This window comes from Aestuariivirga sp. (assembly GCF_965227715.1).
Classification (GTDB): domain Bacteria; phylum Pseudomonadota; class Alphaproteobacteria; order Rhizobiales; family Aestuariivirgaceae; genus Aestuariivirga.
Genome location: NZ_OZ245771.1, coordinates 2,285,143 through 2,309,151, shown reverse-complemented (window position 1 = coordinate 2,309,151; position 24,009 = coordinate 2,285,143). Strand labels below are relative to the sequence as shown.

The following is a 24,009-nucleotide window of genomic DNA, read 5'->3' as shown; positions in this document are numbered from 1 at the left end:
CCTCAACCGGCAATGCGGGTGACGTCGGCACCGCAGGCCTGGAGCTTTTCTTCAAGCGTCTCGAAGCCGCGGTCGAGGTGGTAGACACGGTTGATCATCGTCTCGCCTTCCGCCGCAAGCCCGGCAATGACGAGTGAGACGGAGGCGCGAAGGTCCGTCGCCATGACGGGGGCGCCGGTCAGCTTCTTCACGCCGCGCACTTCCGCGGTGTCGCCATGGAGGTGGATGTCGGCCCCGAGCCGCGCCAGCTCCTGCACATGCATGAAGCGGTTCTCGAAAATCGTTTCGCGGATCATGGACGTGCCATCCGCCATGGTCATCAACGCCATCAGTTGTGCCTGGCAATCGGTGGGAAAGCCGGGGAAGGGCTCGGTATCGACGCGCACCGGCTCCAGCGCCTGGCCATTGCGGTGAATGCGGATCCCCTCATTCAGCGTCTCGACGCCGATGCCGGCGCGCTGCATGACGTTGATCACGGAACCCAGGTGGCTGGCGTTGGCATCCTTCAGCAGCACGTCGCCACCGGCCATGCCTACGCACATGGCATAGGTGCCGGTCTCGATCCGGTCCGGGATGACGCTGTGCTCCGCGCCCGTCAGGCTGGTGACGCCCTTGATCTTGAGGGTGGAGCTGTGAATGCCCTCGATCTTGGCGCCCATCTTGACCAGGCATTCGGCCACATCGCCGATCTCGGGCTCGAAGGCTGCATTCTCGATCACCGTATCTCCATGCGCCAGCACGGAGGCCATCAGGGCGGCGTGGGTTGCGCCTACAGAGACCTTGTCGAACACGATGTGGGTGCCCTTCAGGCCCTTGGGGGCCTTGGCGATCACATAGCCATTCTCGATAGCGATTTCGGCGCCGAGCTTTTCCATCGCCATCAGATGCATGTCGACAGGGCGGGTGCCGATGGCGCAGCCACCGGGAAGCGAGACCTTGGCCTCGCCGCAGCGTGCCAGCAGCGGGCCCAGCACCCAGAAGCTCGCCCGCATTTTGGAGACCAGCTCATAAGGTGCGGTGGTGTCTGCAATGTCCCGCGCCGAGAGTTGCATGACATCACCCATCATGCCGTTCTGGCCGGGGCGCTTTCCCGCCACCATGATGTCGATGCCGTGATTCTGCAGGATGCGCTGCAGAAGCCGCACATCCGCCAGCCGCGGCACGTTCGAAAGGGTGAGCGTGCCGGGCGTCAGCAGCGACACGATCATCAGCGGCAGGGCTGCGTTCTTGGCGCCCGAAATCGGAATGGTGCCATTGAGGCGGCTGCCGCCGCGGATGCGGATACGATCCATCGTGTCACTTCCCCTGCTCGGCAGCGCGGTGCCCGGGAATCATCCCCGTCCGCCAGCTTTCTGCCCCGGTTTCGCCGCTAACAAGCACAGATGGCTCAATTGGGGCAACACTCCTCCTCGGGCGGGGATTTCGGCTCCTCCGCCGGGGGTTTGCGGGTTCTGGCCTGTTCCTTCCGGCGCATGAGATTGGCCTTCAGCGCCTTGGCAAGCCGTTCCTTCCGCATGTCCGAACGTGATTTTTCTTCAGCCATGCAAGGCTTTTCGGACCAGACGGAGCCCCCGTCAAGCGGACGGGGTTGCGCTCCCCTCCCGCCTGTGGCATGTGTCCGCCCGCCTCATCGGTCAGCTGCCGTAGCTCAGTGGTAGAGCACTCCCTTGGTAAGGGAGAGGTCGTGGGTTCGATTCCCCCTGGCAGCACCATTCTCCACACGAATTGTTTTTCGCATTTCCCGTGACCTGTGGGAGGAGGGAAGTCCCCTCGCTGCTCTGAGCAGCCCTTCCAGCCTTACATCGCACCTTCATCGGTGAGGGACATCACGTCCGCCACGCTGCCGTTCTTGACCAGGCAACGCCATTTCGCCTTGTCGGGACCGACCCCCACCACCACTGTGTTGTTGGCCTCCGAACTGGTGCGGTCTAGGATCTTCACGTCGGGATTGTTGGTCTTGCGCGAGACGGCGGCCAGGCAGGCCTCGCTGTCCTTCGCGGGTACGCCGGATGTATCGCCGGAGCTGCTGCCGGTGAGGGGAGCGCTCGTCACCTGGCAGATGCCATTGGCACCGCCCTTACCCGTGTAGGATACGATGAGCTCGGCGCCATTCTTGGCAATGTCGATGCTCACGCCATTGAGACTCGCCTGCCAGGAATTGGCGTTGAAGGTCTTAACCGCCGCCTTGGCGCCGTTGATGCGGACCTTGCCCTTGCCGCCGGATTTGACCGCAATCCCTGTGGGGCAGCTCGCCGTGAATTTCGGCGGAGGATCGGTTGCGAGCGCCGGTGTGGCCAGCGCCAGAACGGCAATGCTGGTGGCGAAAGCGAGATATTTCATGATGTTACTCCTGGTGTGGCTCAACCGGTGATTTCGAAGGAGATCGAGAACTTGCAGGTCTCGCTCCGCCGTGCGGCATTGCGCATGAGATAGACTTGAAACGTATAGGTGCCGGACGTCACCAGATTGAGGCCAAATTCATTGCCGGTGATCGACCCGTTGAAAACGGCGGTGTCATCTCCCGGGGCGAAGATGTTGAAATAACAGGAGCGGTTTGACGGGGTGAACAGCACCTGCATCACCTGCCCCGCCCGCGCATCCAGCTGATAGTTGATGCCGTCATAACCCTTGATCGTGGCGCTGCGCGTGGCCGATGACTCTCCGGCCGCGAATTTCACCGTTTCATTCCTGTCGTCCGCAAGGGCGGCCTGAGGCAGCGCCAGGAGCAGGGCGAGCATCAACGTGTGGCAAGCGATCCGTCTCATCATCAGTACACGCCTTCGAGAATGGTGAAGTTTGAGGCGCTGGATGCTTGCGTGTGGGCCTGGTCCGTCGTCACCACAGTCATACCGGACTGCATGCGCTTTCGGATTTCCTCCCTCACCCGGGGCTCGGCCGTGACCCGCTCCAGCTCATGGGTAATGTCCTCACGGTCCGTCTTGCCATAGCCGACGCCGGACCATGTGAGGCTGTCCTGGTCCTGTGTGGAGCCTTTGAGGCTGTAGACGTTCTCGCCCAAAGGCTTCGCGCCCTCTGAGATGGTGACCTTGCCGGCAGCCACGATCTTGTCGTCTTCAAGCACCGTCACGCTGTGGTCCTTGCTGCTGACCACGACGCTGGTGACGGGCGATTTTACGGTGTGGCCTTCGCTGTACTGAGCCTTCATCAGCGCTGCATCCACGGCGGCGAATTCGCGCTTTGCATAGTCGCCCAGCACCATGCCCGGGTGGGTAACGGCGGATGGCTGCGAGTGTTCATCGGCGATCACCACGGTCATCCCCTTGCGGGTGATGCCAAAGAGCAGCTCCGAAAACTGCATCGGCAGCCGCACGCAGCCGTGGGAGGCGGGATAGCCCGGCAGATTACCCGCATGCAGCGCAATGCCGCTCCATGTCAGCCGGTTCATGTTGGGCATGGGAGCATTGTTATAGGTCGAGGAATGGTGGTGCTTGTCCTTCTCCAGTATCTTGAAGACGCCGGTGGGCGTCCTGTGTCCGGTCTTGCCGGTGGAGCAGGTCGAGGCCGCGACCCGAATACCGTTGCGGTAGACATGCAGCAGCTGATCCGGAATCGAAACAATGATGAGAAGGGGGCCAGCCGGCGACCGTTCGGGGAACCAGTTGAACTCGCCGTTCTGAAGTTGATAGGCAAGCTTGTTGGTGAGTTGCGCCGCAGCGTTCAGTGACCACACCGGTACCGCAGCGAAGCCGGCTGCCGTCACCTTGAGAACCAAGCGACGGTTGAGCAGTCTATCCAGAGACGTCATGGCCTGTAATCTTCAACTCAGGAACTCCGCATCGGTTCGGCAATCCTGATGATACATGATCATCTTTCCTGCAGGCAATACGCGTGGAGAGTTGTTATTGGTTGTCGCTGGTCAGGAGCAATTCAACCTTAGATTACATCAGTCAAAGCGGCGGCTGAGATAGGGGGATCCTGCTAGCCCGAAGCGCCAGGGCGCCTCCGCAGCGCGGCTGATGCCAATGCGGCGCCCAGTAAGAAGGGTGACGGCCCCCGCTCCCGCCAGAATCGAGAAGGGAGGGCGGAGCAGCGATTTCCCGTCTTGCGCGCGGGTGATCCCGAGTGCCTGTGCGAGGCGCCCGGGTCCGGCACATAATTGGTGCAGCTTATCCGTGCCCCGGCGTGCCGACATGATGTCGATGCCGCGCGTCGGCTCAAGAGCCCGGATCAGTACGGCAGAGCCCGGCAGGCACACGGCATTGAGGCACCAGTGCATGCCATAGATCAGATAGACATAGCTCGTGCCGGGGGCGCCGAACATGCTGGCGTTGCGGGCCGTCTGCCCCTTGAAGCTGTGAGAGGCGGGGTCATCGGCCAGATAGGCTTCCGTCTCCACGATGATGCCGCCCGCATCCCCGCAGCGGAGTTCGAGGCCGATCAACGCGGCGGCCACCACGCGCGCGTCACGCGCGAAGAATTGAGCGTCCAGCCTTTCCGTAACTGCCTCTGGAACCCTCAAGGCCCCCTCCCGTTACCCGTCGTCATTTCAGATCGCAGGATGCCCATGAACCAAGCCAATCTCCAGCTCGAAGGCCTGCTCATGGCCTGTGCCGCAGTTAACCGCCTGCTCGTCGAGAAGGGTCTCCTCACTCCTCATGAAATCGACGTGGCGCTGCGCCGTGCCGAAGCCCGCATCACCTCTGATGATCGCTTCCAGGATCAGGATATGAGCCTCTCCAATCGTGATGCCATCTGCTTTCCCATTCGCCTGTTGCTGCTGGCCAATGGCGATGAGGATTGCGCGGCCGCAAGCTTCAGCGATCTGGCAAAGCAGGTGGGGCTCACCAAGGAACCCTACAACGACCAGCGCTGAGCTTCGTTTCACCCATGGACTATGATTGCATCGTGGTTGGAGGAGGTCCGGCAGGGTTGACGGCTGCGATCTATCTTGCACGCTTCCACCTCTCCGTCGCCGTCTTCGACCATGGCCGCAGCCGGGCAGGGCTCATTCCCATGACCCACAATCATGCGGGCTACCCCGAAGGCATTTCCGGGGTGGAGCTTCTGCGCCGCATGCGGGCACAGGCGCAGCACCATGGTGCCACCGTTCTGCGGCACCGGGCGGATTGGCTGGAACCAGAAGACGGCGGCTTCACCCTGAGCGCGGGCATCGAACGCTACACCGCGTCCAAGGTGCTGCTGGCCACCGGCGTGACCAATCGCCGTCCCACCATGCCTGATGCGGCCCATGACGACGCCCTGCGCCGCGGCCTTCTGCGCTATTGCCCCATTTGCGATGGCTATGAAGTGACCGACCAGCACATAGCCATTCTCGGCACGGGCGGTCATGCCCTGGCGGAGGCCGAATTCCTCAGGAGCTATTCCGCCAGCGTCACGCTGATCGCACCGGATGGAGCACATTCCTGGTCGGCCGCAGAGAAGCAGCAGCTTCAGCAGTGGCAGATCTCCTGCATCAATGGGCCCGTGACGGCACTGCAGCCGGGCGAGAGCGGGATGGTGCTGACTGTTGCGGGGCGGAAGCTCGCCTTCGATACGGTGTACCCGGCGCTTGGCACCATCAATCATTCCGAGCTTGCGAAGGCTGCGGGGGCAAGAACGGCCGAAGACGGCGCCGTGCTCGTCGACCGGCACCAGATGTCCTCGGTGGAAGGTCTCTATGCCGCGGGCGATGTGGTGAAGGGGCTCGACCAGATTTCCAATGCCATGGGCCACGCGGCCGTGGCCGCCACGGCGATGCGCAACGCGATCTGCCAAGAGAGGCCCTTGCGCCGGACGCGGGCGGACCAACGGCCCTCAGTCTTCACCCGCGCCTGAGCGCAAGGAAGAGCGGTTGGCATTGCGCCAGTTCTCGGGCATCTCGAAGCGCCCTTGCCAGATGCCGCGCTTGGCGGTCCGTGCCTCGGCTTCGGCTGCCACATGGTCACGCCCGTGGCGGCGATAGGCGACGGCCCAGCCCGCCCGCACCATCTCGTCATTGATGCTGACGCCATTTACCGTGCATTCGGCAACGAGGCGGCCATAACGGTCCTCATCCAGAGTGCGGCAAGTCAGCGTCCGGTTCTGCACCATGGCGCGGAGCGCCTTTTGCGCCTCCCGCCCGCAGGGGTAGCTGCTGCCATCGGCCCTGCTGCAGTTCTGGTGAAGCTCCGGGGCGTCAATGGCGTGAAGCCGGTAATCCTGATTGCTGACGCGCAGCGAATCGCCGTCGACCGCCACCGCACGGATGTCCTCTGGCGCATTGAGGCCGAGCTTCTGTGCGGCGGCCAGGAGGATAAGCAATATGGCGAGCAGGCCGAGCGCGCGCCAGCCGCTGCGGGTCAGGAGCCGCAATCTCAGCCCTTTTCCCAGCGCTGTGCGGCGTCGTCGTCGCTCTCTTTGGCGGCGACCCAGCTTGCACCATCGTCACCCTCCTCGAGCTTCCAGAAGGGCGCTTTGGTCTTCAGCCAGTCGATCAGGAAATGGCAGGCCGCGAAGGCTGCCTCGCGGTGGGCGGATGCGGTGATGACCAGCACGATGTCCTCGCCGGGTTCCAGCCGCCCGTAGCGGTGGATGATGAGCGAGGCGTCCAGCGGCCAGCGCCGCTTGGCTTCGGCCTCGATCTCCTCCAGGGCTTTCTCGGTCATGCCGGGATAATGTTCGAGCGTCATGGCCTTGACGTCCTGCCCGCCGGACATGTCCCGCACGGTCCCCAGGAACATCACCGTGCCGCCAATGTGGCTTTGGCCCTCTTTGAGGGCGCGAAGCTCATCGCCGGCGTCGAATGCGTGCTGCTGAACCCGGATCATGACACCAGATTGCCCGTCCTGAAGTGCTTCTTCAATTGCCTTCGACGGCGGGCACCTCCTGCAGGCGGGCAAAGCCCCCTTCAGGATTGGTGAGGATATTGGGCACATCGGGATAGATACGAGGGGCGCCCCACGGGCCTTTGACGATCACCGGCACCGGCAGGATCGGCTGTGCCCCTGCCGTTCCCGAGGCGTGAAACTCAACCCCGCGGCGGAGAATGTCGATGAGGCCTTCTGCCGTGAAGCTCGCGACGGGCGTATCGATCTTGAAATTCCGGAAGCTGACGATCCCGTCGGCAATACCCGCCTCGCCACCCAGATTGTTGAAAGGTGTGACCCCGGGGGCGGCCTGCCAGCCATCCAGAATTTTCTGGCGGGTGGCGGCAAACAGCGCAGAAAGATCGGTGCCCGTGATCTGGCCACCCGTCAGCGCCACGCTTGCGGTGCCCTTGAGGGTTCCTGCCAGTTCCTCCTGCGTCTGGCCCTGGGCGGCAAGATCAGCGGAGAAGGAACCTGTTCCCGTCACATGGCTGATACCGGCCAGCGCCGTGAGGAGCGTCTGGGCCTCGGCTTGCTGCGCCGTCACGTTGAGCGAGACGCTTGGTGGCAAAGTGCTGGCATCCGCCTTGACGAGGACGCTCACCGTGCCGCCACTGGTGAGGCGGGATGCGCTGGAGACCTCGAGCTTTCCGGCCGCAAGCGTCACCTTCATTCGGGATGCAGCGGCGCTGAAGCCTTGATATCGCAGGTCGCGGGCATCGATGTTGACGTCCGCATCGAAGGTCTTGAGCAGCGCGAAGGGCAGGGGCGTGCGGCCCCAGTCATCGCCAGTTGCACCCGCCGCCGGAATGAAGGGATCGAGCCAGATGGTGTCTGCGTTGAGATTGGCCTGAAGCTTCGGCTGGTCCCCCCGAAGATCGGCCACCACGTCGCCACTGGCACGGAAGCCGCCCATGGTCAGGGATGCATCGCGGATGGCAAAGGCCCGGCCCGCGCTGTCGAGCGCGCCATCAAGGGTCAGCGGCCCCGCTACCGCAAGGCCATCCGGCAGCGGCAGGCCCAGAAGCCGCAAACCATCGACGGGAACTGTGCTGGACAGGCTGACCGGCCCGGTCAGGCTCAAGACCTTGGCGGTCGACAGCCGGCCGCTGAAGCTCGCCGTGCCCGCATCTCCGGCGAGCGCCAGTTCAAGTGGAGATCCGTCCCCGTCAATCCGGACGAGTGACTTGAGATCGGCGTCGATCCGCAGCACGCGGGAATTGACCACGGCCGATCCCTTGAAGGAGGCACCGCCATCTTCCCGCACCTCGAGCAGGCCATCGACATTCGACAGGGTGAGGCTCTGATTGTTGCGGGCATCGAAATAGCGGAAGCGGACCTGCTCCAGGCTGATCTGCAGGGGCGCAAAGCTCTTGAGGCCGGGGAAATCCCAGCTCGCCTGGCCCCGCTCGTCGATGAAGAGTGATATGTCAGAATCCGTCAGCTGGAAGAATGAAAGCGAAGGCTTGCGGCTGATGAGCTGGCTGAAGGACACCGGGATCACCAACTGGCCCCCGCTGACGAAACTGTCATTGCGTGCATCTGCGCCGGAAAGGCTTGGCCCCGCGATGCGGATCGAAAGCGGAGAGAAATCGAGCGTGGCGCCGCCCGTGGCCACGAAACTGCGGCCAAGCTGCTGTTGTGTGATCTGATTCAGGGTACCGGGCGCCCAGCGCGGCGAGAGAAGGACGAAAGCCACCATTGCCACGGCCACCAGGGCAATCGCAGCCCCGCCCGCAACCAGTCGTCGGTCAAGCATCGGAAACTCCAGAAATCGCGCCGCTTTTGGGCGGGACTTGCGGCCCTTCTGTGACATGGCTAGACCCCTCCTCTGCCCTTTGTCCGGAGTGCCTTACATGACCGAACGCCCTTTGTGGACCCCCGCGCCAGAGCGGATGGCCGCGTCGAACCTGAGCCGTTTCATGGCGCCCTTCGGTTTCCGGAGCTTTGACGAGGTGCTGGCCTTCTCCGTGGACAAGCCCGAGGCCTTCTGGAGCGCGCTGTGGGAATTCTGCGCCATCAAGGCCGAAGCCCGGGGGGAGAGCGTGCTGGTGGATGGCGCCAAGATGCCGGGTGCGAAGTTCTTCCCCGGCGCCCGGCTGAACTATGCCGAGAACATGTTGCGAAAGTCGGATGACACTGATGCGCTGGTGTTCCGCGGCGAAGACAAGGTGCGGCGGCGCATGAGCTGGGCTGAGCTCAACCAGGCGGTGGCAAAGCTTCACCGTGCGCTTGCTTCGGCAGGGGTAGAAGAGGGGGACCGGATCTGCGCCATCGTTCCCAATATGCCGGAAGCGATCGTCAGTTTCCTGGCGGCGTCATCGCTCGGTGCCATCTGGTCATCATGCTCGCCCGATTTCGGTGAGCGCGGCATTTTGGACCGTTTCGGCCAGATCGTGCCCAAGATCCTCATCACCTGCGACGGCTATTACTATGCCGGCAAAACCATCCGCATGGGCGAGAAGGTCAGCAATGTGCTGAAGGAATTGCCAAGCGTCACCCAGGCCCTCGTGATCGACTATATCGGAGAGGCGGAGGCGGTGGCTGAGCTCTTGCCGAACGGCAGGACGCTCAACGCCTTCGTGGCCGATCACAGCGATGCCCCGGTTGCCTATGCGCAGCTGCCGATGGATCACCCGCTCTACATCCTCTATTCCTCCGGCACGACGGGCATTCCCAAATGCATCGTGCATTCGGCGGGCGGCATCCTGCTGAAGCACCTGTCCGAGCATGTGCTGAACACGGATACCAAGCCAACGGACAAGCTGTTCTACTTCTCCACCTGTGGCTGGATGATGTGGAACTGGCTGGTCTCGGGCCTGAGTGCCGGCGCAACCCTGCTGCTTTATGACGGCTCCCCCTTCCACCCCTCCGAACGCGCGCTGTTCGATTATGCCGATGATGAGGGGATGACCATTTTCGGCACATCCGCCAAATACATCGACGCGGTGAAGAAAAGCGGCCTCATCCCGAAGGACTCCCACCGCCTGTCCTCCCTGCGCGCCATGCTCTCCACGGGTTCGCCCTTGAGTGCGGAGAGTTTCGACTTCGTCTACGCGGACATCAAGCCGGACATGCAGCTTGCATCCATTTCGGGCGGCACGGATATTTGCGGCTGCTTCGTCGGCGGCAATCCACTGTCTCCCGTCTGGCGTGGCGAAATCCAGGGGCCGATGCTGGGCATGGCCATGGATGTCTATGACGATGGCGGCAAACCATTGCGCGGAGAAAAGGGCGAGCTCGTCTGCGTCAGGCCGTTCCCGTCCATGCCGGTGATGTTCTGGAACGATCCCGACGGCTCCAAATATCACAATGCCTATTTCGCCCGCTTTCCCGGCATATGGTGCCATGGCGATTTCGCGGAGATCACGCCCCATGGCGGCATGATCATCCATGGAAGGTCCGATGCCACACTGAACCCGGGCGGCGTGCGGATCGGCACGGCCGAGATCTATGCCCAGGTGGAGCAGGTGCCGGAGGTAATCGAGGCACTGGCCATCGGCCAGGACTGGGACCACGACGTGCGCGTGGTGCTGTTCGTGAGACTGCGCGCAGATGCGATACTTGACGAGGCTCTTGTGGCGACGATCAGGAAGAAAATCCGCGATGGCGCATCGCCCCGCCACGTGCCGGCAAAGATCGTGGCAGTCGCCGATATCCCGCGCACGAAATCCGGCAAGATCACCGAGCTCGCCGTGCGGGACGTGGTGCATGGGCGCACCGTCAAGAACAAAGAAGCCCTCGCCAACCCGGAAGCGCTTGACCTCTTCGCAGGGCTCGCCGAACTCGCCACCTGACGGTGGCTTGCCCTATTCGGCGAGAACGCGCGTCGTCGGGAAGGTGATCTCGGCGAGTGTGCCCCGGCGCGGCTCGCTTGAGAGGCTGAGGCGCGCGCGGTTGGCTTCGACCAGAGCTTTGGTGAGGGGAAGGCCAAGCCCTGTTCCCGGCGCGTCGCGGCCTTCGGTGGCAATGCGGCCAAAGGGTTCGAGGGCGCCGCGCAGCTGCTCCTCATCCATGCCGATGCCGGTGTCCTTCACCTTGAACTTCAACTCGCCGGAGGCCATCAGCTGGGCGGAGATCACCACCTGTCCACCGGCATCGGTGAATTTGATCGCATTCGACACGAGGTTCAGCAATGCCTGCCGCATGGAGCGGAGGTCCGCCACCACATTGGGAAGATCAGCAGGCATGGACTTCCTGAGCACTACGCGTGCCGCCGTCGCCTGCTCCTGCAGAAGCTTCAGCACATAATCCGCCACATCGCTGAGTGACACGGAGGTGAAGTTCAGCTCGATTTTTCCGGCCTCGACCTTGGAAAGATCGAGCAGGTCATTGATGAGGGACAGGAGATGCGACCCACTGGCGTGAATGTCCTGCACATAGCCGCGATAGCGCTCATTGCCGATGTCGCCGAAGCGGCCGAGCCGCATCACTTCGGAAAAACCCATGATGGCGTTGAGCGGCGTTCGCAGCTCATGGCTGACGCTGGCGAGGAACTCGGATTTCTGGCGGCTCGTGGCCTCCGCCCTATCCTTGGCCTCGCGCAGTTCCGCTTCGGTCTTCTTCCACTGGGTGATGTCCCGCACAACGGCGCAGAAGGCCGCCTGCGAGCGCGGTGCCTGCAGCTTGCCGATGGTGAGGAACAGGGGAACCGTGCCGCCTTGGCGGACCAGGGCCGTCACTTCGCGCCCGTCATTGAACACGGCGGCAAGGCCGGGGCCCTGCAGTGCTGAAATATAATCCCGCACCATCTTGCGGCTGTCAGGCGAGAGGAGATCGAAGAATGGCTTTCCCGCCACCTCGGCGATGCGATAGCCGAAGATCGCCTCCGCCCCTGCGCTGAACGTGTGGATGCGCGCATCGGGATCGAGCGTGATGATGCCATCTGCCGCCGTGTCCAGAATGGCGCGCAGCTCCTGGTCGGCTTCCGGGGATTGCGGGCGAAGGGGAAGCTGGATCACATCCGCGCTCGGCCGCTGATCCGGGGCCTTGGCCTCTTTCTCAACATCCGGCACAGGCGCCGGGGGTGGTGCATCGGGGAGGGCCTCGGCCTTCGCCTCAATCGCATGGGCAGGGGCAAGGCGCAGGTCGGCGCGGTCCGGCTTCGTGGCGTCCGCCTTGTGCACCAGAAATTGCCGCGCGGGTCCGCCCAGCCACGGGATCACCGTCATCTGCACGCTGGCTTCGACCTTGCGTCCGTCACCGGTGGCGATGTCCGCCTGCGGCAGGGATTGCCCAAGCTGGCCGAAACGTGCGGACAAGGCACTGTCGTTGATGACGTCCTCACCCGTTTCATGCCCGAACAGGCGGGCCGCGGCCGGGTTGGCAAAGAGCAGCTGCCCGTCCTTCGCCACCAGCACGGCGTCACTGCGGTTCTCGAGCGGCAGGCGCACCTGGTCAGGAATGCGCTGCAGCTTGCGGCGCGGCGGGGGTGGCGCGGGGGCCGGGGCTTCAGCTGCCGGAGCTTCAGCCGCGGGCGGCGGCTTGATCTGGCGAATGCCGTCTTCAACGGCCTGACCCAGCTTGGCGAAGGCCGCAGCATCGGCATCCGAAAGGGCGCTGGCCGGCCGCGGTGCAGCCTTCTCAGGTGGCAGCACCTCGGCCGGATCAGAAACGGGCCCGGAAGCTGAGAGCTTCAGTTCAAGGGCCCGGCGCTCGGTCACATCGTCAAGCAGCAGAAGGGCGAAGGAAGCTTCATCTCCGGTGCGGTTCAGGCGCTTCGCCGTGATGCGGATGTCGCGTGTGCCGAGCCTCACGGCAAGTGGCTTGTGCAGCACCACGGTTCCTGCGGCCTCAATGCGCGAGAGCAGTTCCTCGGCCGATTGGGCACTGCCCAGAAGCCCGGCGAGATTGGCCCTCTGGCCCGCCCCCAGAAGCAGCAGGGCTGCCGCATTGAGATGGCGGAAGCCGCCCCCGCGGCCGGTGAGCAGGGCAGCCGTCGGCAGAAGGTCGAAGGCGGCGGCGATATCCTCCGTGGCCTGGCCCTCTTCATCGGCGGCGGAATGGCGCGCCACCACAAGGACGCCGGGCCGCCCGTCCGCCAGAGCATGGATCATGCAGCGGCAGGCCAGCGGAGCATCCGCGCCGGACGAGGGAAAATGCAGCAGTGTGGTTTCAACCTGCCCCCGCCTGAGGCTGCGGGAAAGGTTCATGACCTGCTCGACGCCTGGTTCCTGAAAATCGAAGGGGCGATCGACCAGATCGAACAGGGATGCGCCGCCGAAATAGGCGACACCGGCCGGGTTGGCCCACACCACGCGCGCCCGCGCGCCATCCCAGAGCCATGCAGCCTCCGGCACGTTTCGCAGGTCTTCCAGCGTCGGTGTCCCAACGTCAGCCAAGGCTTCAACCTCCCAGTGGCGCCATCTTTACGATGGCTTAACCAGAAAATAAATCAAGTCAGCGCCTTGGGGCAGTGCAATAATTATGTTGCACTGCACAATAAATGCGCCTATATAATGGGCATCAGGCAGGGCGAGCAGAGCCCTCCAACAGGAGAAACCCCAATGTCGACCAAGAAGGCCAAGCCCGAAATGAATACTGAAACCGCCAACCAGGCTGCCGAGCAGGTTGCAAGCTTCGCCCTGAAGTCCGTTGATCAGGCGCAGGCCGCCTTCGAAAAGGTCAGCGAAGTGGCCCATGGCAATGTCCAGCTCATGGACGCTGCTGCTAACGCCTATAAGAACCGCGTGACCGACATTCAGCTGAAGTCGATGGAATTCGTGCAGCTGAACATCAACTCCGGTTTTGCCTTTGCCCGCAAGTTCTTCGCCGTGCGCGATCCTTCCGAGGCGGTGACGCTCCAGCAGTCCTTCCTCAAGGACCAGGCCGAGACGATGCAGCGCCAGGTTGCCGAACTGTCTGAGCTTTCCGTGGCCCTCGCCAAGGATGCGCTGAAGCCGGTTCAGGAGTCCGTGACCAAGACGTTCTCCAGCCTGTCAAAGCCGCTCGCGGCCTAATCGACGATACACCAAAGGCCCGCTCATCTTGATGCGGGCCTTTTTGTTGTCTTGAATTCCAGCACGACTGGGGCTAGGAACGCGGCCGGGCGCTTGGCCATTGGCTGCACTTCGCCCATGTGAATGCCGCCTTAGCTCAGTTGGTTAGAGCACTAGATTGTGGATCTAGGGGTCGCCCGTTCGAGCCGGGCAGGCGGTACCACCTTCGGCAATACCGCAAGATCAGTGTTTGAGCAGGCCCTCGGCCTGGGTCAGTTCGTCGGACATCGCATTCAGTGATGAGATCAGCGAACGGATATCCCGTTCGTCTTCGACGCGGGGCATGGCAAGCTTGAGGACATGGATCTGCGCACGCACGCGCGCAAAGGCATCATGAAGTTCGCTGACTGCGGTTTCGATCTCAAGATCTGCACTAACCGTCAAACAACCCCCCTTTGGCCCTTCGCGCTTGCTGAGCAGGCGTGATCAATCGATTCTGGGAAAATTAGACTGGTTGAGGCAAGAACGCAACTTCCTGTTGATGAACTACTTCAACCCTAAATCAAAGCTGGTAGAGACACCCCCTGCAAAAGCAGCACAGCGCCGATTGCGAGCGTAAGCAACACCGCGTCGAAAGGTTCGAAAACCCAGTGATCCTGCGGCTCCCTCGGGGGCCATGACTTTCGAATGTCCTGGTAGCGAAGTTTCCTGGCCATCGGCATATCTCCTGTGGCGGACGGGGTTCGAACGGCTCCAGAGACTTGAAAGTTCCTGTTATTCTTCACCGGCGCGGCGGAAGCCCATGCGCCATAGAAGATCGGCGGCCTGGCGCCCCAGCCTGTCGACCTGCGCTTCCTCAAGTTCCGGAATGACCACATGGGCGGCTTCGTGAATGGCAATATCCAGGAGCGTTTTGTCGTCCAATGCAGGATCGATTTCAATTCGCCATTCGTGGGGGAAGGCCAAACCCCACATCCCACGGTTTCGCTTGTAGCAGTATCGGATCCGCCGCATCTGTCCCCTCCTGGAAGCAGGGGACTAACTGCGGTGCGGGCGAATAGTTCTGCCGGTCAGAAGATCACCTGGCCTGCGAGTAGTCCCATGACCAGGAAGATGATGAAGATCGCAATTGCGATGAAGAACAATATCTTAGCGATCTGCGCTGCCCCGGACGCGATGCCCGTGAAGCCGAAAACGCCGGCGATGATGGAAATGACGAGAAAAATGAGCGCCCACTTCAGCACGGCTGCGGTCTCCTGCCTTGAGACCGGCCCAACGCTTGAGGACAGGGTTAGTTCCGCGCGGTCAGGCCACCGGTTCTTTCGAGGAAGGCGATGACCTCCCCCAAGCCCTTCTGGCGAAGTAGATCGGTAAAGACGTAAGGTCTTGTTCCGCGAACCCTTTTCGTATCAGATTCCATGACGTCGAGGTCGGCCATGACATGGGGGGCGAGGTCGGATTTGTTGATGATGAGGAGGTCTGAGCGGGTGATGGCCGGGCCGCCCTTTCTGGGGATTTTCTCGCCCTGGCAGACGGAAATCACATAGAGCGAGATGTCCGCCAGGTCAGGCGAGAATGTGGCTGCAAGATTGTCCCCGCCGGATTCGATGAAGATGACATCGAGATCCGGGTGGCGCCTGACCATCTCGTCAACTGCGGCAAGGTTGATCGATGCATCCTCGCGGATTGCCGTGTGCGGGCAGCCGCCGGTTTCCACCCCCATGATCCGGTCTTCCGGCAAGGCCTGCAGACGGTTGAGAATTGTCGCATCTTCCTTGGTGTAGATGTCATTTGTGATGACGCCGATGGAGTAGCTGCCGCGCATCGCCTTGCACAGCTTTTCGGTGAGCGTCGTCTTGCCGGAACCAACTGGCCCGCCAATGCCAACGCGCAGCGGACCGTGAGAGGAGGATGTGCTGGTCATGTGCGGAACACCCGTGATGGTTGTGTTTCATGTTGCATCGCGGCAATATCCGCCGCGATCGTTATGGCACCCAGATCGTCCAGAGACGCTGCCACGGCGCGCGCGGCAGTGGCGGTGAGGATGGGCGCGAGGTCGCGCAGCACCTCGAGGCCGGCCGTCTGCCCCAGCGGGACGAGGCGCACAGCAACCGAGGTGAGCGAGGCGGCAAAGCCGTTGAGCCAGGCGAGCAGCGCATCCTCCAGACCAATGCCCATTGAGGCGCAGGCCGTGCCGGCGGCGACGGGGTAGGCGATCTCCTCGTCCTGCAAAATGGCAGGCGCGAAAACTGATGCGGCAATGCGGAAGGCACGGCCAAGCTGCGTCGTTTCGAGATGGCGCTCGCGCGAGGTGGCCAGCGCCAGGGCGAGCGCGTTGAGCATCCCCGGATCATCCTGCCAGCAGCGGGAAAATAGCACGGCATCATTCCAGGCAGAGCCGCGCGTGAGCAGATCCTCAATCCACTGGCTGAGGGTTGCAGCATCCCGCACCGTGCCGCAGTCAATGGCCCATTCGAGCCCATGCGAATAGGCAAAGGCCCCCGTCGGGAAGGCGGGCGACATCCAAGTGAAGAGCAGCAGCAGGGGGCGCTGGTCAGTGGTCATGGCTGTGATAGGCGCCATGTTCGGGTGTGAAAGGCTCCGTCACATCGCGCAACGCAGCGCCGAGGTTTTCCAGCATGGCCCGGATGATATGGTCCCGCCGAAGCAGGATGCGGCCCTCACCCACTTGCGCGGGGAGATGGCGATTGCCGATGTGCCAGGCCAGCTCCACCAGATGCCGGGCATCGCGCCCGCGTACCTCCATCAGATCTTCATCTGCGGCGATGACCTCCGCCACGCGGCCATCTTCCAGCACCAGCCGGTCGCCTTGCGCCAGATGGGCGGGCTTCTCGAAATCGACCAGAATCTCTTCGCCATTGGCGAGCGTGATACGCTTCCGCCGGATGTGGCGCTGATCGGCATCAAGCACGACGATCGCGAAGGGCTTGTCACCCAGAGGCTCCGCCCGGCGGAAGGATGTGGCACGGACGGCCATCAATAGAGGAAGTAGCGCTGTGCCATCGGCAGCACCTTGGCGGGCTCGCAAGACAAGAGCTCGCCATCGGCACGCACCTCATAGGTTTCGGGATCGACCTCGATCACCGGCGTTGCGGCGTTGTGGACCATGGAAGCCTTGGAAATTCCGGCGCGCGTGTTCCGGACCGCCACCATCTTCTTGGCCGTGCCGAGCTTTGCCTGGAGCCCATCATCGAGTGCTGCCTTGCTGACGAAGGTGATGGAGGAATTGGTCATCAGCTTGCCGAAGCTTGCGAACATCGGGCGGTAATGAACGGGCTGCGGCGTGGGGATGGACGCATTGGGATCACCCATCGGGGCTGCCGCGATGGAGCCGCCCAGCAGCACCATTTCCGGCTTGATGCCGAAGAAGGCCGGGTTCCACATGACGAGATCCGCGCGCTTTCCAACCTCGATCGAGCCTACCTCATGGGCGATCCCCTGTGCAATCGCCGGGTTGATCGTGTATTTCGCGATGTAGCGTTTGACGCGCGAATTGTCCGCGGCACCATCGCCGGGAAGGCTGCCGCGCTGCAGCTTCATCTTGTGGGCCGTCTGCCAGCAGCGAATGATGATCTCCCCCACGCGGCCCATGGCCTGGCTGTCTGACGAGATCATGGAAATGGCACCCAGATCATGAAGAATGTCTTCCGCCGCAATCGTCTCCTTGCGGATGCGGCTTTCGGCAAAGGCAATGTCTTCCGGAATGCGTGGCGACAAATGGTGGCACACCATCAGCATGTCGAGGTGCTCGGCCACGGTGTTGATCGTATAGGGCCTGGTCGGATTGGTGGAGGAGGGCAGCACATTGGGCAGACCCGCCACCCTGATGATATCGGGCGCATGGCCGCCGCCCGCACCTTCCGTGTGGAAGGTGTGAATGGTGCGGCCCTTGAAGGCGGCGATGGTCTCTTCGACGAAGCCTGACTCGTTCAGCGTGTCGGTGTGGATCGCCACCTGTACGTCCAGCGCATCGGCCACGCTGAGGCAGTTGTCGATGGCAGCCGGCGTCGTGCCCCAGTCTTCGTGGAGCTTCAGGCCGCAGGCACCGGCGAGCACCATTTCCTCCAGGGGGGCGGGAAGGGAGGCATTGCCCTTGCCCATCAGCCCCAGATTCATCGGGAAGGAATCCGCCGCCTCGATCATGCGCATGATGTGCCAGGCGCCGGTGCAGGTGGTGGCGAGCGTACCATGCGCAGGGCCGGTGCCGCCGCCCAGCATGGTGGTGACACCCGAATAGAGCGCCTCCTCGATCTGCTGGGGTGCAATGAAATGGATGTGGCTGTCGATGCCCCCCGCGGTGAGGATGCGGCCCTCGCAGGCAATGATTTCGGTGGACGGCCCGATGATGAGGGTGACGCCCGCTTGCGTGTCGGGATTGCCGGCCTTGCCAACGCCTGCGATGCGGCCGTCCTTCAAGCCCACATCCGCCTTGTAGATGCCGGTGTGATCGACGATCAGTGCATTGGTTATGACGGTGTCGAGAGCACCCTCGGCGCGCGTCGCCTGGGACTGGCCCATACCGTCCCGGATCACCTTGCCGCCGCCGAACTTCACCTCTTCGCCATAGGTGGTGAAGTCTCTTTCCACCTCGATGAAAAGCTCGGTATCTGCGAGCCGCACGCGGTCTCCGACCGTGGGGCCATACATTGCGGCATAGGTGGCGCGTGAGATTTTCGCCATGTCAGAGCGCCCCCATGATCTTCTGCTGGAACCCATAGATGCGGCGGTGGCCGCCGATCGGCACCAGCGTCACCTCTCGGCGCTGGCCGGGCTCGAAGCGCACCGCCGTGCCCGCCGCGATATCGAGCCGCATGCCCCGCGCCTTGTCCCGATCGAAGCGCAGCGCCTCATTGGTTTCGAAGAAATGATAGTGCGAGCCCACCTGAATGGGCCTATCTCCGGTGTTGGCCACTTCGAGTGTGACGGTGGCTGCTCCCTTGTTCAACGCGATGTCGCCAGTTTGAGGGATCACTTCGCCGGGGATCATGTGCTGGCGCTCCTATCGGATGGGCTGGTGGACGGTGACGAGCTTGGTGCCATCCGGGAAGGTGGCTTCGACCTGCACGTCATGGATCATTTCGGCGATCCCCTCCATCACCTGCGCGCGGGTGATGACATGGGCCGCCGTCTCCATCAGATCGGCAACGCTGCGCCCGTCGCGCGCGCCCTCGACCACATAGTCGGTGATCAGGGCAATCGCCTCCGGGTGGTTCAGTTTCACGCCGCGCTCCAGGCGGCGGCGCGCCACCTGTGCCGCAAGGCTGACGAGCAGCTTGTCTTTCTCGCGCGGTGTCAGTTGCATAAATTCTCCTCAGAACGACCAAGATTTAGGCAGAGCACCGCAACCCGCCAGCACGGTGAGTGCCGGAATCAGGGATTTGCGCAATTCAAACCCGTCCCTTGCGGCAAGCCTTGCAACCATCTTGCCAGACCAGGAACTGGCATCACCCCGAGGGCCGATGGCGGCGCGCACGGCGTCCAGCATTGTCTCCGCCTGGGGAGAGACGGCGAGGATGGTGGCGAAGGCCCTGGCCTCCCCCAGCGTGGCGGGAGTGGCAGGGGGCGGGCCGTCGAAAGCCAGGTCATCGGCGAAGATCAGCCGCCCGGACTGCCGGATGCGCCAGCTGTCCCGAAGCCTTGCGTGATGGACGGTTTCGCCCATCGCCTCCCGCCCGAGGATGACGGACTCGACCGCGAGCAGCCGGGCATCGGCTGCGATATCGGCGGTGATGCGGCGGGACAGGGAAGCGCCATCGAACAGGATCGATTCCTGCGGCAGCCACATAAGCGTGGCGCCAGACTTCGCAGTGAGGCGCACATCGACCTCTGCGGCGGGCCCGAGTGTACGGTAGACGCGCTCGGCGGCCTGGGAGGTGAGGGTGAGGCGGGCGTCTTCTTCGGCGGTGATGTCGAAGCTGAAGCGGTCTCCACCCGCAAGGCCGCCGCCCGTATTGATGAGAATGGCTTCATGCCCGCCTGCCGGAAGCCGCACCTTGGCCGCATGCGCCTCCCGCAGCCGCTTCAGGCCCGTGGCACCCATGCTGAGGAGGATCGCGCCCTCCGAACGCTGGTGGCGGACGGGCTGGGTCATGGATCACCCACAGGAGGTCTCTTCGCCTTTCCCTTCTCCTGTTGCGCAGCAATGGGAGAAGGTGCCCGAAGGGCGGATGAGGGCCACTCTCCGCGTGCGAGCCCGTTGAAAGAGGCCCTCATCCGGCCTGTCGGCCACCTTCTCCCATCCTCCGGATGGGAGAAGGGGAAAGAGCATTGAGCTTCTCGGGGCGTGGCCCGCCATAGGCCCAGTCCAAGAGCTCCACGGTGTGGAGGATCGGGATCCTCGTGCCGGACCCGATCTGAGTCATGCAGCCGATATTGCCGGTGGCAATGGCCTGAGGGGCCAGGCTTTCGATATTGGCGACTTTCCGTTCCTTGAGCCGCGTTGCGATTTCGGGCTGCAGGATGTTGTAGGTGCCGGCCGAGCCGCAGCAGAGATGGCCTTCCGGCACCTCCATCACCGTGAAACCGGCGCGGCGGAGCAGGCGTTGCGGTTCGGTGCGGATTTTCTGGCCGTGCTGCATGGAACAGGCGGAATGATAGGCAAGTGTGAGGCCGCCCTGGGCTTCCGGCAAATCCTGCATCACCAGGAATTCCGTAATGTCCTTCGCCTTGGCGCTGATGGTTTTCGCCTTCTCCGCATAGCCGGGATCGAGCCGCAGCATGTGGCCATAATCCTTGATGGTCGTACCGCAGCCAGAGGCCGTCACGATCACCGCGTCGACCTCCGCCTTGATCCACTGATCCACGGAACGCCGGGCACGGGCGAGCGCGTCATGCTCCTTTCCCATGTGGTGCGTGAGGGAGCCGCAGCAGGCCTCTTCGCCTGAGACGACGACCTCGAAGCCCAGCCGCGTAAGAAGCCGGATGGTGGCGGCATTGATGCCGGGGTCCAGCACGCTCTGCACGCAGCCCATGAGAAGGGCGACGCGGGCCTTCCTTTCTCCTGCCGCCGGATAGGTTCCGGGCTGGCCGAAGCGCTCGGGCGTGGGCATTTGCTTCGGCACGAGGTTGAGCAGCGCTGCAATGCGCGTGGCACCGGCCGCGCGCGCAAGCGGTGCGAGGGGCGATGCGAGTTTCGCGCCGATCAGGGACAGGCGGAACAGGCCGGGGCGCGGCATGGTGTAGGCCAGCACATTCCGGAGCAGGCGCTCGAACAGCGGGCGCGTGTAGGTCTCTTCCACATGGGCGCGCGCCTCATCCACGAGATGCATGTAATGCACGCCCGAGGGGCAGGTCGTCATGCAGGAGAGGCAGGAGAGGCATCGGTCGAGATGCTTCACCGTTTCCGCCGTGGCGGGGCCACCTGACTCCAGCATGTTCTTCATCAGGTAGATGCGGCCGCGCGGGCTGTCCAGCTCATCGCCCAGCAGCACGTAAGTGGGGCAGGTGGCGGTGCAGAAGCCGCAATGCACGCATTTGCGCAAGATGGTGTTGGCCTCCGCAATGCGGGGGCTTTCAAGCTGTTCAGGTGTAAAGGAGGTTTGCATCAGACGCCCCGATACATGCGGCCGGGGTTGAGAATATGACGCGGATCGAACGACGCCTTGACGCGCGCCGATAGTGCCGCAAGTGCCGCGGGCTGCGGCTGGAATACGTCCACCGCCGCACGTGTCGGTTCCGGCGCGCGGATCAATGTCGCATGCCCGCTCTTCATGGCGCCGCGCACCAGAGTTGCGGAAGCATCGGGTGACGGCGGCACTTCGAGCCACACGAGGCCGCCCGCCCAGTCGAAGACGTAGCGGAGATCAAGCTGATCCTTCAGTGTACGGATGAGGTCTGGCGCATCCGAAGGAGTGACCGAGAGACGCCACAGCGGGTGGCGCGGATTTTCCGCGAACATCGCCCCATCTCGAATGGCGCACCATGTGGCGGCGGAACTCTTTGCGGCCATCACCTCAATCGGCGTTTTCAGGAGCTTCGCCAGCGCATCCCGCCGGTAGGCGACGGAGGGTGCCACACCTTCGAGCCGCAGATAGGCCGCCTCGCCGGGAATATAGGCCGCGGCGGAAACTTCGCAGGGCGATTGCATCGCGAGGCTCATCATGTTCACGGCCTGCAGATCATCAAGCCTGGTCAGCACCACGGTCTCCTCCGTTTCGGGCGCGGGCAGCACCTTGAGGATGACTGAGGTGAGAGCGGCCAGTGTGCCATGGGAGCCGGTCAAGAGCTTCGGCATGTCATAGCCCGTCACATTCTTCACCACGCGCGCGCCGGCTTTGAAGACGTCTCCCGCACCGGTGACGCCATGGATGCCGAGAATATGGTCGCGCACCGCGCCGGCCTTGATGCGGCGGGGCCCTGAGAGATTGCAGGCGACGAGGCCCCCGATGGTGCCGCTATGGGGCGCATTGAGCAGCGCTGACCAATCCGGTGGCTCGAAGGCCAGCTGCTGGTGGCGGGCGCCGATCAAGGCCTCAACATCGCTGAGCCGCGTTCCCGCACCCACATCCAGGATCAGCTCTTCCGGCTCATAGGCGATGATGCCGGAGAAGCTGGACATGTCCAAGGTGGCTGCGGCCTGAACGGGCCTTCCCAGCGCACGCTTGCTGCCGGTTCCCGCCATTTCGAAAGGGGCATCGGCGGCGGCGATGATGTCGGATAATTCGGAGAGCGACCCCGGCTTCACGGCATGCGGCATTAGAATCTCGGAATATCCGCAAAGGGAAGCTGGCCGCCCTTCACATGCATGCGGCCCATCTCCGCGCAGCGGTGGAGCGTGGGGAAGACCTTGCCGGGGTTGAGCAGGCCCTTGGCATCGAACGCACATTTGACGCGCATCTGCTGGGCCAGGTCTCCTTCCGTGAACATCTCCGGCATCAGGTCACGTTTCTCGATCCCCACACCATGTTCGCCGGTGAGCACACCCCCCACTTTGACGCAGAGCCTCAAAATATCGGCGCCGAAAGCTTCCGCGCGGTCGAGCTCATCCGGGTCATTGGCATCATAAAGGATCAGCGGGTGGAGGTTCCCGTCCCCTGCATGGAAGACATTCGCCACGCGCAGGCGGTGGATACGGGAAAGCTGCTCCATTCCCTGCAGAACCTCGGGCAGGCGCTTGCGCGGGATGGTCCCATCCATGCACAAATAATCGGGTGAAATGCGCCCGACCGCGGGGAAGGCCGCCTTGCGCCCGGCCCAGAACAGCAGCCGCTCTTCTTCGGAGGTCGAGACGCGCAGCGTGGTAGCCTGGTTGGCGCGCGCAATCTCGGAAACACGCTCAATCAGATGGTCGACCTCGACCTGGGGACCGTCCAGCTCCACGATCAGCAACGCCTCCACATCGAGCGGGTAATTTGCGTGAACGAATTCCTCAGCGGCGTGAATGGCGGGGCGGTCCATCATTTCCATGCCGCCCGGAATGATGCCCGCCGAGATCACATCCGCCACGCACTGCCCGGCCGCCTCGCTGGACGGGAAACCCACCAGCACGGCGCGCGCCGTCTCAGGCTTCTGCAGGATGCGGACGGTGACTTCGGTGACGACGCCCAACAGCCCCTCGGAGCCCGTCATGAGGCCCAAAAGGTCATAGCCCTCGCTGTCCAGATGCTTGCCGCCGAGCCGGATCACCTCGCCGGTCACCAGCACCATTTCGATGCCCAGCACATTATTGGCGGTGAGGCCGTATTTCAGGCAGTGCACGCCCCCTGAATTCTCCGCCACATTGCCGCCGATGGTGCAGGCGATCTGGGAGGAGGGGTCGGGCGCATAGTAGAAGCCCTTGTGCTCCACCGCCTTGCTGATGGCGAGGTTGGTCACCCCCGGCTGCACCACGGCGCAGCGGTTGGCATAGTCAATCTCCAGAACCCGGTTGAATTTGGCCATGCCAAGCAGGATCCCGTCCGCCAGCGGCAAAGCGCCACCGGAAAGTGAGGTGCCCGCCCCACGCGGCACCAGCTTGATGTCATTCTCATAGGCAAAGCGGAGGACCTCGGACACTTGCGCGGTCGTTTGCGGCAGCACCACCACCAGCGGCATCTGGCGGTAGGCGGTCAGCCCATCCGTCTCGAAGGCCCGCATTTCAATGGGGGCTTCGACCACGCCTTCGCCCGGAACGATGCGGCGGAGGGCCGTGGCAATGGCGCCACGGCGGGCGATGACCTCAGGATCGGGCACGGGCATGGTGAGCATGCGGCGAATTAAGCCGCCTCCGCACGCCAATGCAATGAAAGATCGCCTTGCGGGGCGGA

Annotated in this window: 27 protein-coding genes and 2 tRNA genes; 6 read left to right on the top strand and 23 right to left on the bottom strand. The window is 63.2% G+C overall.

The window, feature by feature from the left end:
* Positions 1-2: 2 nt before the first annotated feature.
* Together murA and ACO06F_RS10845 are read right to left on the bottom strand one after the other, a co-directional pair.
* Positions 3-1,292: a UDP-N-acetylglucosamine 1-carboxyvinyltransferase gene (gene murA / locus ACO06F_RS10850; protein WP_421692774.1), complete on the bottom strand. Its 1,290-nt coding sequence runs from the start codon at positions 1,290-1,292 to the stop codon at positions 3-5.
* A 95-nt stretch (positions 1,293-1,387) separates the two neighbouring features.
* Entirely contained in the window at positions 1,388-1,543 is a 156-nt protein-coding gene (locus ACO06F_RS10845; protein WP_421692773.1) for a hypothetical protein, read from the bottom strand.
* Between the two features lie 94 nt (positions 1,544-1,637).
* On the opposite strand from ACO06F_RS10845, the gene ACO06F_RS10840 reads away from it, so the two are divergent.
* Positions 1,638-1,712, top strand: a tRNA-Thr gene (locus tag ACO06F_RS10840).
* Between the two features lie 85 nt (positions 1,713-1,797).
* On the opposite strand, the gene ACO06F_RS10835 is transcribed toward ACO06F_RS10840, so the two are convergent.
* From ACO06F_RS10835 to ACO06F_RS10820, 4 genes are all read right to left on the bottom strand, one after another.
* The gene (locus ACO06F_RS10835; protein WP_421692772.1) at positions 1,798-2,340 is read right to left on the bottom strand and encodes a hypothetical protein; all 543 of its coding nucleotides are present in this window, start codon (positions 2,338-2,340) and stop codon (positions 1,798-1,800) included.
* A gap of 20 nt (positions 2,341-2,360) precedes the next feature.
* Positions 2,361-2,768: a hypothetical protein gene (locus tag ACO06F_RS10830; protein WP_421692771.1), complete on the bottom strand. Its 408-nt coding sequence runs from the start codon at positions 2,766-2,768 to the stop codon at positions 2,361-2,363.
* Positions 2,768-3,766 (bottom strand): L,D-transpeptidase family protein, encoded by a 999-nt coding sequence (locus ACO06F_RS10825; RefSeq protein ID WP_421692770.1) that lies wholly within the window; start codon positions 3,764-3,766, stop codon positions 2,768-2,770. The genes ACO06F_RS10830 and ACO06F_RS10825 overlap by 1 nt, the downstream gene beginning before the upstream one ends.
* A gap of 138 nt (positions 3,767-3,904) precedes the next feature.
* Positions 3,905-4,480 carry a DNA-3-methyladenine glycosylase gene (locus ACO06F_RS10820; protein ID WP_421692769.1) on the bottom strand — a complete coding sequence of 192 codons (576 nt, stop codon included), beginning with the start codon at positions 4,478-4,480 and terminating at the stop codon, positions 3,905-3,907.
* A 45-nt stretch (positions 4,481-4,525) separates the two neighbouring features.
* Between ACO06F_RS10820 and ACO06F_RS10815 the strand changes: the two genes are divergently transcribed.
* Positions 4,526-4,834: a hypothetical protein gene (locus ACO06F_RS10815; RefSeq protein ID WP_421692768.1), complete on the top strand. Its 309-nt coding sequence runs from the start codon at positions 4,526-4,528 to the stop codon at positions 4,832-4,834.
* 14 nt (positions 4,835-4,848) lie between these two features.
* On the top strand, positions 4,849-5,796 hold the full coding sequence (locus ACO06F_RS10810; protein ID WP_421692767.1) for an NAD(P)/FAD-dependent oxidoreductase: 948 nt from the start codon (positions 4,849-4,851) through the stop codon (positions 5,794-5,796).
* Here the strand turns inward: ACO06F_RS10810 and ACO06F_RS10805 are convergent.
* The 3 genes from ACO06F_RS10805 to ACO06F_RS10795 are packed head-to-tail and all read right to left on the bottom strand — an operon-like array spanning position 5,776 to position 8,565.
* On the bottom strand, positions 5,776-6,312 hold the full coding sequence (locus tag ACO06F_RS10805) for a thermonuclease family protein (RefSeq protein WP_421692766.1): 537 nt from the start codon (positions 6,310-6,312) through the stop codon (positions 5,776-5,778). The two genes, ACO06F_RS10810 and ACO06F_RS10805, sit on opposite strands and share 21 nt — an antisense overlap.
* Positions 6,313-6,314: 2 nt before the next feature.
* Complete coding sequence (locus tag ACO06F_RS10800; RefSeq protein WP_421692765.1) at positions 6,315-6,767, bottom strand: molybdenum cofactor biosynthesis protein MoaE; 453 nt, start codon at positions 6,765-6,767, stop codon at positions 6,315-6,317.
* A gap of 31 nt (positions 6,768-6,798) precedes the next feature.
* Positions 6,799-8,565: an AsmA family protein gene (locus tag ACO06F_RS10795; RefSeq protein WP_421692764.1), complete on the bottom strand. Its 1,767-nt coding sequence runs from the start codon at positions 8,563-8,565 to the stop codon at positions 6,799-6,801.
* A 97-nt stretch (positions 8,566-8,662) separates the two neighbouring features.
* Here ACO06F_RS10795 and ACO06F_RS10790 point away from each other — a divergent pair, with 97 nt between their 5' ends.
* The gene (locus ACO06F_RS10790) at positions 8,663-10,603 is read left to right on the top strand and encodes an acetoacetate--CoA ligase (protein ID WP_421692763.1); all 1,941 of its coding nucleotides are present in this window, start codon (positions 8,663-8,665) and stop codon (positions 10,601-10,603) included.
* 12 nt (positions 10,604-10,615) lie between these two features.
* On the opposite strand, the gene ACO06F_RS10785 is transcribed toward ACO06F_RS10790, so the two are convergent.
* Positions 10,616-13,147: a PAS domain-containing sensor histidine kinase gene (locus ACO06F_RS10785; RefSeq protein WP_421692762.1), complete on the bottom strand. Its 2,532-nt coding sequence runs from the start codon at positions 13,145-13,147 to the stop codon at positions 10,616-10,618.
* A gap of 165 nt (positions 13,148-13,312) precedes the next feature.
* On the opposite strand from ACO06F_RS10785, the gene ACO06F_RS10780 reads away from it, so the two are divergent.
* Together ACO06F_RS10780 and ACO06F_RS10775 are read left to right on the top strand one after the other, a co-directional pair.
* Positions 13,313-13,765 (top strand): phasin family protein, encoded by a 453-nt coding sequence (locus ACO06F_RS10780; RefSeq protein ID WP_421692761.1) that lies wholly within the window; start codon positions 13,313-13,315, stop codon positions 13,763-13,765.
* Positions 13,766-13,890: 125 nt separating this feature from the next.
* A tRNA-His gene (locus ACO06F_RS10775) sits at positions 13,891-13,967 on the top strand.
* Between the two features lie 20 nt (positions 13,968-13,987).
* On the opposite strand, the gene ACO06F_RS10770 is transcribed toward ACO06F_RS10775, so the two are convergent.
* The 13 genes from ACO06F_RS10770 to ACO06F_RS10710 form a co-directional block, all read right to left on the bottom strand.
* On the bottom strand, positions 13,988-14,188 hold the full coding sequence (locus ACO06F_RS10770) for a hypothetical protein (protein ID WP_421692760.1): 201 nt from the start codon (positions 14,186-14,188) through the stop codon (positions 13,988-13,990).
* Between the two features lie 330 nt (positions 14,189-14,518).
* The gene (locus ACO06F_RS10765) at positions 14,519-14,758 is read right to left on the bottom strand and encodes a hypothetical protein (protein WP_421692759.1); all 240 of its coding nucleotides are present in this window, start codon (positions 14,756-14,758) and stop codon (positions 14,519-14,521) included.
* A 56-nt stretch (positions 14,759-14,814) separates the two neighbouring features.
* The gene (locus tag ACO06F_RS10760; RefSeq protein WP_421692758.1) at positions 14,815-14,988 is read right to left on the bottom strand and encodes a DUF1328 domain-containing protein; all 174 of its coding nucleotides are present in this window, start codon (positions 14,986-14,988) and stop codon (positions 14,815-14,817) included.
* 47 nt (positions 14,989-15,035) lie between these two features.
* Entirely contained in the window at positions 15,036-15,668 is a 633-nt protein-coding gene (gene ureG / locus ACO06F_RS10755) for an urease accessory protein UreG (RefSeq protein WP_421692757.1), read from the bottom strand.
* The gene (locus ACO06F_RS10750; protein WP_421692756.1) at positions 15,665-16,309 is read right to left on the bottom strand and encodes an urease accessory protein UreF; all 645 of its coding nucleotides are present in this window, start codon (positions 16,307-16,309) and stop codon (positions 15,665-15,667) included. Before ACO06F_RS10750 ends, ureG begins: the two co-directional genes overlap by 4 nt.
* Positions 16,299-16,742 carry an urease accessory protein UreE gene (locus ACO06F_RS10745; RefSeq protein ID WP_421692755.1) on the bottom strand — a complete coding sequence of 148 codons (444 nt, stop codon included), beginning with the start codon at positions 16,740-16,742 and terminating at the stop codon, positions 16,299-16,301. Before ACO06F_RS10745 ends, ACO06F_RS10750 begins: the two co-directional genes overlap by 11 nt.
* Positions 16,742-18,445, bottom strand: a complete 1,704-nt coding sequence (gene ureC, locus ACO06F_RS10740) for an urease subunit alpha (protein ID WP_421692754.1) — start codon at positions 18,443-18,445, stop codon at positions 16,742-16,744. Before ureC ends, ACO06F_RS10745 begins: the two co-directional genes overlap by 1 nt.
* A 1-nt stretch (position 18,446) precedes the next feature.
* On the bottom strand, positions 18,447-18,752 hold the full coding sequence (locus ACO06F_RS10735; protein ID WP_421692753.1) for an urease subunit beta: 306 nt from the start codon (positions 18,750-18,752) through the stop codon (positions 18,447-18,449).
* Between the two features lie 12 nt (positions 18,753-18,764).
* On the bottom strand, positions 18,765-19,067 hold the full coding sequence (locus ACO06F_RS10730) for an urease subunit gamma (RefSeq protein WP_421692752.1): 303 nt from the start codon (positions 19,065-19,067) through the stop codon (positions 18,765-18,767).
* Between the two features lie 9 nt (positions 19,068-19,076).
* Positions 19,077-19,856: an urease accessory protein UreD gene (locus ACO06F_RS10725; protein WP_421692751.1), complete on the bottom strand. Its 780-nt coding sequence runs from the start codon at positions 19,854-19,856 to the stop codon at positions 19,077-19,079.
* A gap of 118 nt (positions 19,857-19,974) precedes the next feature.
* Positions 19,975-21,309, bottom strand: coding sequence for a glycolate oxidase subunit GlcF (glcF, locus tag ACO06F_RS10720; protein WP_421692750.1), 1,335 nt, complete (start codon positions 21,307-21,309; stop codon positions 19,975-19,977).
* A complete protein-coding gene (glcE, locus tag ACO06F_RS10715) occupies positions 21,309-22,460 on the bottom strand; it encodes a glycolate oxidase subunit GlcE (RefSeq protein ID WP_421692749.1) in 1,152 nt (383 codons plus the stop codon). Before glcE ends, glcF begins: the two co-directional genes overlap by 1 nt.
* Complete coding sequence (locus ACO06F_RS10710) at positions 22,460-23,950, bottom strand: FAD-linked oxidase C-terminal domain-containing protein (protein WP_421692748.1); 1,491 nt, start codon at positions 23,948-23,950, stop codon at positions 22,460-22,462. Before ACO06F_RS10710 ends, glcE begins: the two co-directional genes overlap by 1 nt.
* Positions 23,951-24,009 lie beyond the last annotated feature (59 nt).

Coding starts and splice junctions, on each gene's coding strand:
- murA (WP_421692774.1), bottom strand. CDS start 1,292: ATGGATCGTATCCGCATCCGCGGCGGCAGCCGCCTCAATGGCACCATT.
- ACO06F_RS10845 (WP_421692773.1), bottom strand. CDS start 1,543: ATGGCTGAAGAAAAATCACGTTCGGACATGCGGAAGGAACGGCTTGCC.
- ACO06F_RS10835 (WP_421692772.1), bottom strand. CDS start 2,340: ATGAAATATCTCGCTTTCGCCACCAGCATTGCCGTTCTGGCGCTGGCC.
- ACO06F_RS10830 (WP_421692771.1), bottom strand. CDS start 2,768: ATGATGAGACGGATCGCTTGCCACACGTTGATGCTCGCCCTGCTCCTG.
- ACO06F_RS10825 (WP_421692770.1), bottom strand. CDS start 3,766: ATGACGTCTCTGGATAGACTGCTCAACCGTCGCTTGGTTCTCAAGGTG.
- ACO06F_RS10815 (WP_421692768.1), top strand. CDS start 4,526: ATGAACCAAGCCAATCTCCAGCTCGAAGGCCTGCTCATGGCCTGTGCC.
- ACO06F_RS10810 (WP_421692767.1), top strand. CDS start 4,849: ATGGACTATGATTGCATCGTGGTTGGAGGAGGTCCGGCAGGGTTGACG.
- ACO06F_RS10800 (WP_421692765.1), bottom strand. CDS start 6,767: ATGATCCGGGTTCAGCAGCACGCATTCGACGCCGGCGATGAGCTTCGC.
- ACO06F_RS10795 (WP_421692764.1), bottom strand. CDS start 8,565: ATGCTTGACCGACGACTGGTTGCGGGCGGGGCTGCGATTGCCCTGGTG.
- ACO06F_RS10790 (WP_421692763.1), top strand. CDS start 8,663: ATGACCGAACGCCCTTTGTGGACCCCCGCGCCAGAGCGGATGGCCGCG.
- ACO06F_RS10780 (WP_421692761.1), top strand. CDS start 13,313: ATGTCGACCAAGAAGGCCAAGCCCGAAATGAATACTGAAACCGCCAAC.
- ACO06F_RS10765 (WP_421692759.1), bottom strand. CDS start 14,758: ATGCGGCGGATCCGATACTGCTACAAGCGAAACCGTGGGATGTGGGGT.
- ureG (WP_421692757.1), bottom strand. CDS start 15,668: ATGACCAGCACATCCTCCTCTCACGGTCCGCTGCGCGTTGGCATTGGC.
- ACO06F_RS10750 (WP_421692756.1), bottom strand. CDS start 16,309: ATGACCACTGACCAGCGCCCCCTGCTGCTGCTCTTCACTTGGATGTCG.
- ACO06F_RS10745 (WP_421692755.1), bottom strand. CDS start 16,742: ATGGCCGTCCGTGCCACATCCTTCCGCCGGGCGGAGCCTCTGGGTGAC.
- ureC (WP_421692754.1), bottom strand. CDS start 18,445: ATGGCGAAAATCTCACGCGCCACCTATGCCGCAATGTATGGCCCCACG.
- ACO06F_RS10735 (WP_421692753.1), bottom strand. CDS start 18,752: ATGATCCCCGGCGAAGTGATCCCTCAAACTGGCGACATCGCGTTGAAC.
- ACO06F_RS10730 (WP_421692752.1), bottom strand. CDS start 19,067: ATGCAACTGACACCGCGCGAGAAAGACAAGCTGCTCGTCAGCCTTGCG.
- ACO06F_RS10725 (WP_421692751.1), bottom strand. CDS start 19,856: ATGACCCAGCCCGTCCGCCACCAGCGTTCGGAGGGCGCGATCCTCCTC.
- glcF (WP_421692750.1), bottom strand. CDS start 21,309: ATGCAAACCTCCTTTACACCTGAACAGCTTGAAAGCCCCCGCATTGCG.
- glcE (WP_421692749.1), bottom strand. CDS start 22,460: ATGCCGCATGCCGTGAAGCCGGGGTCGCTCTCCGAATTATCCGACATC.
- ACO06F_RS10710 (WP_421692748.1), bottom strand. CDS start 23,950: ATGCTCACCATGCCCGTGCCCGATCCTGAGGTCATCGCCCGCCGTGGC.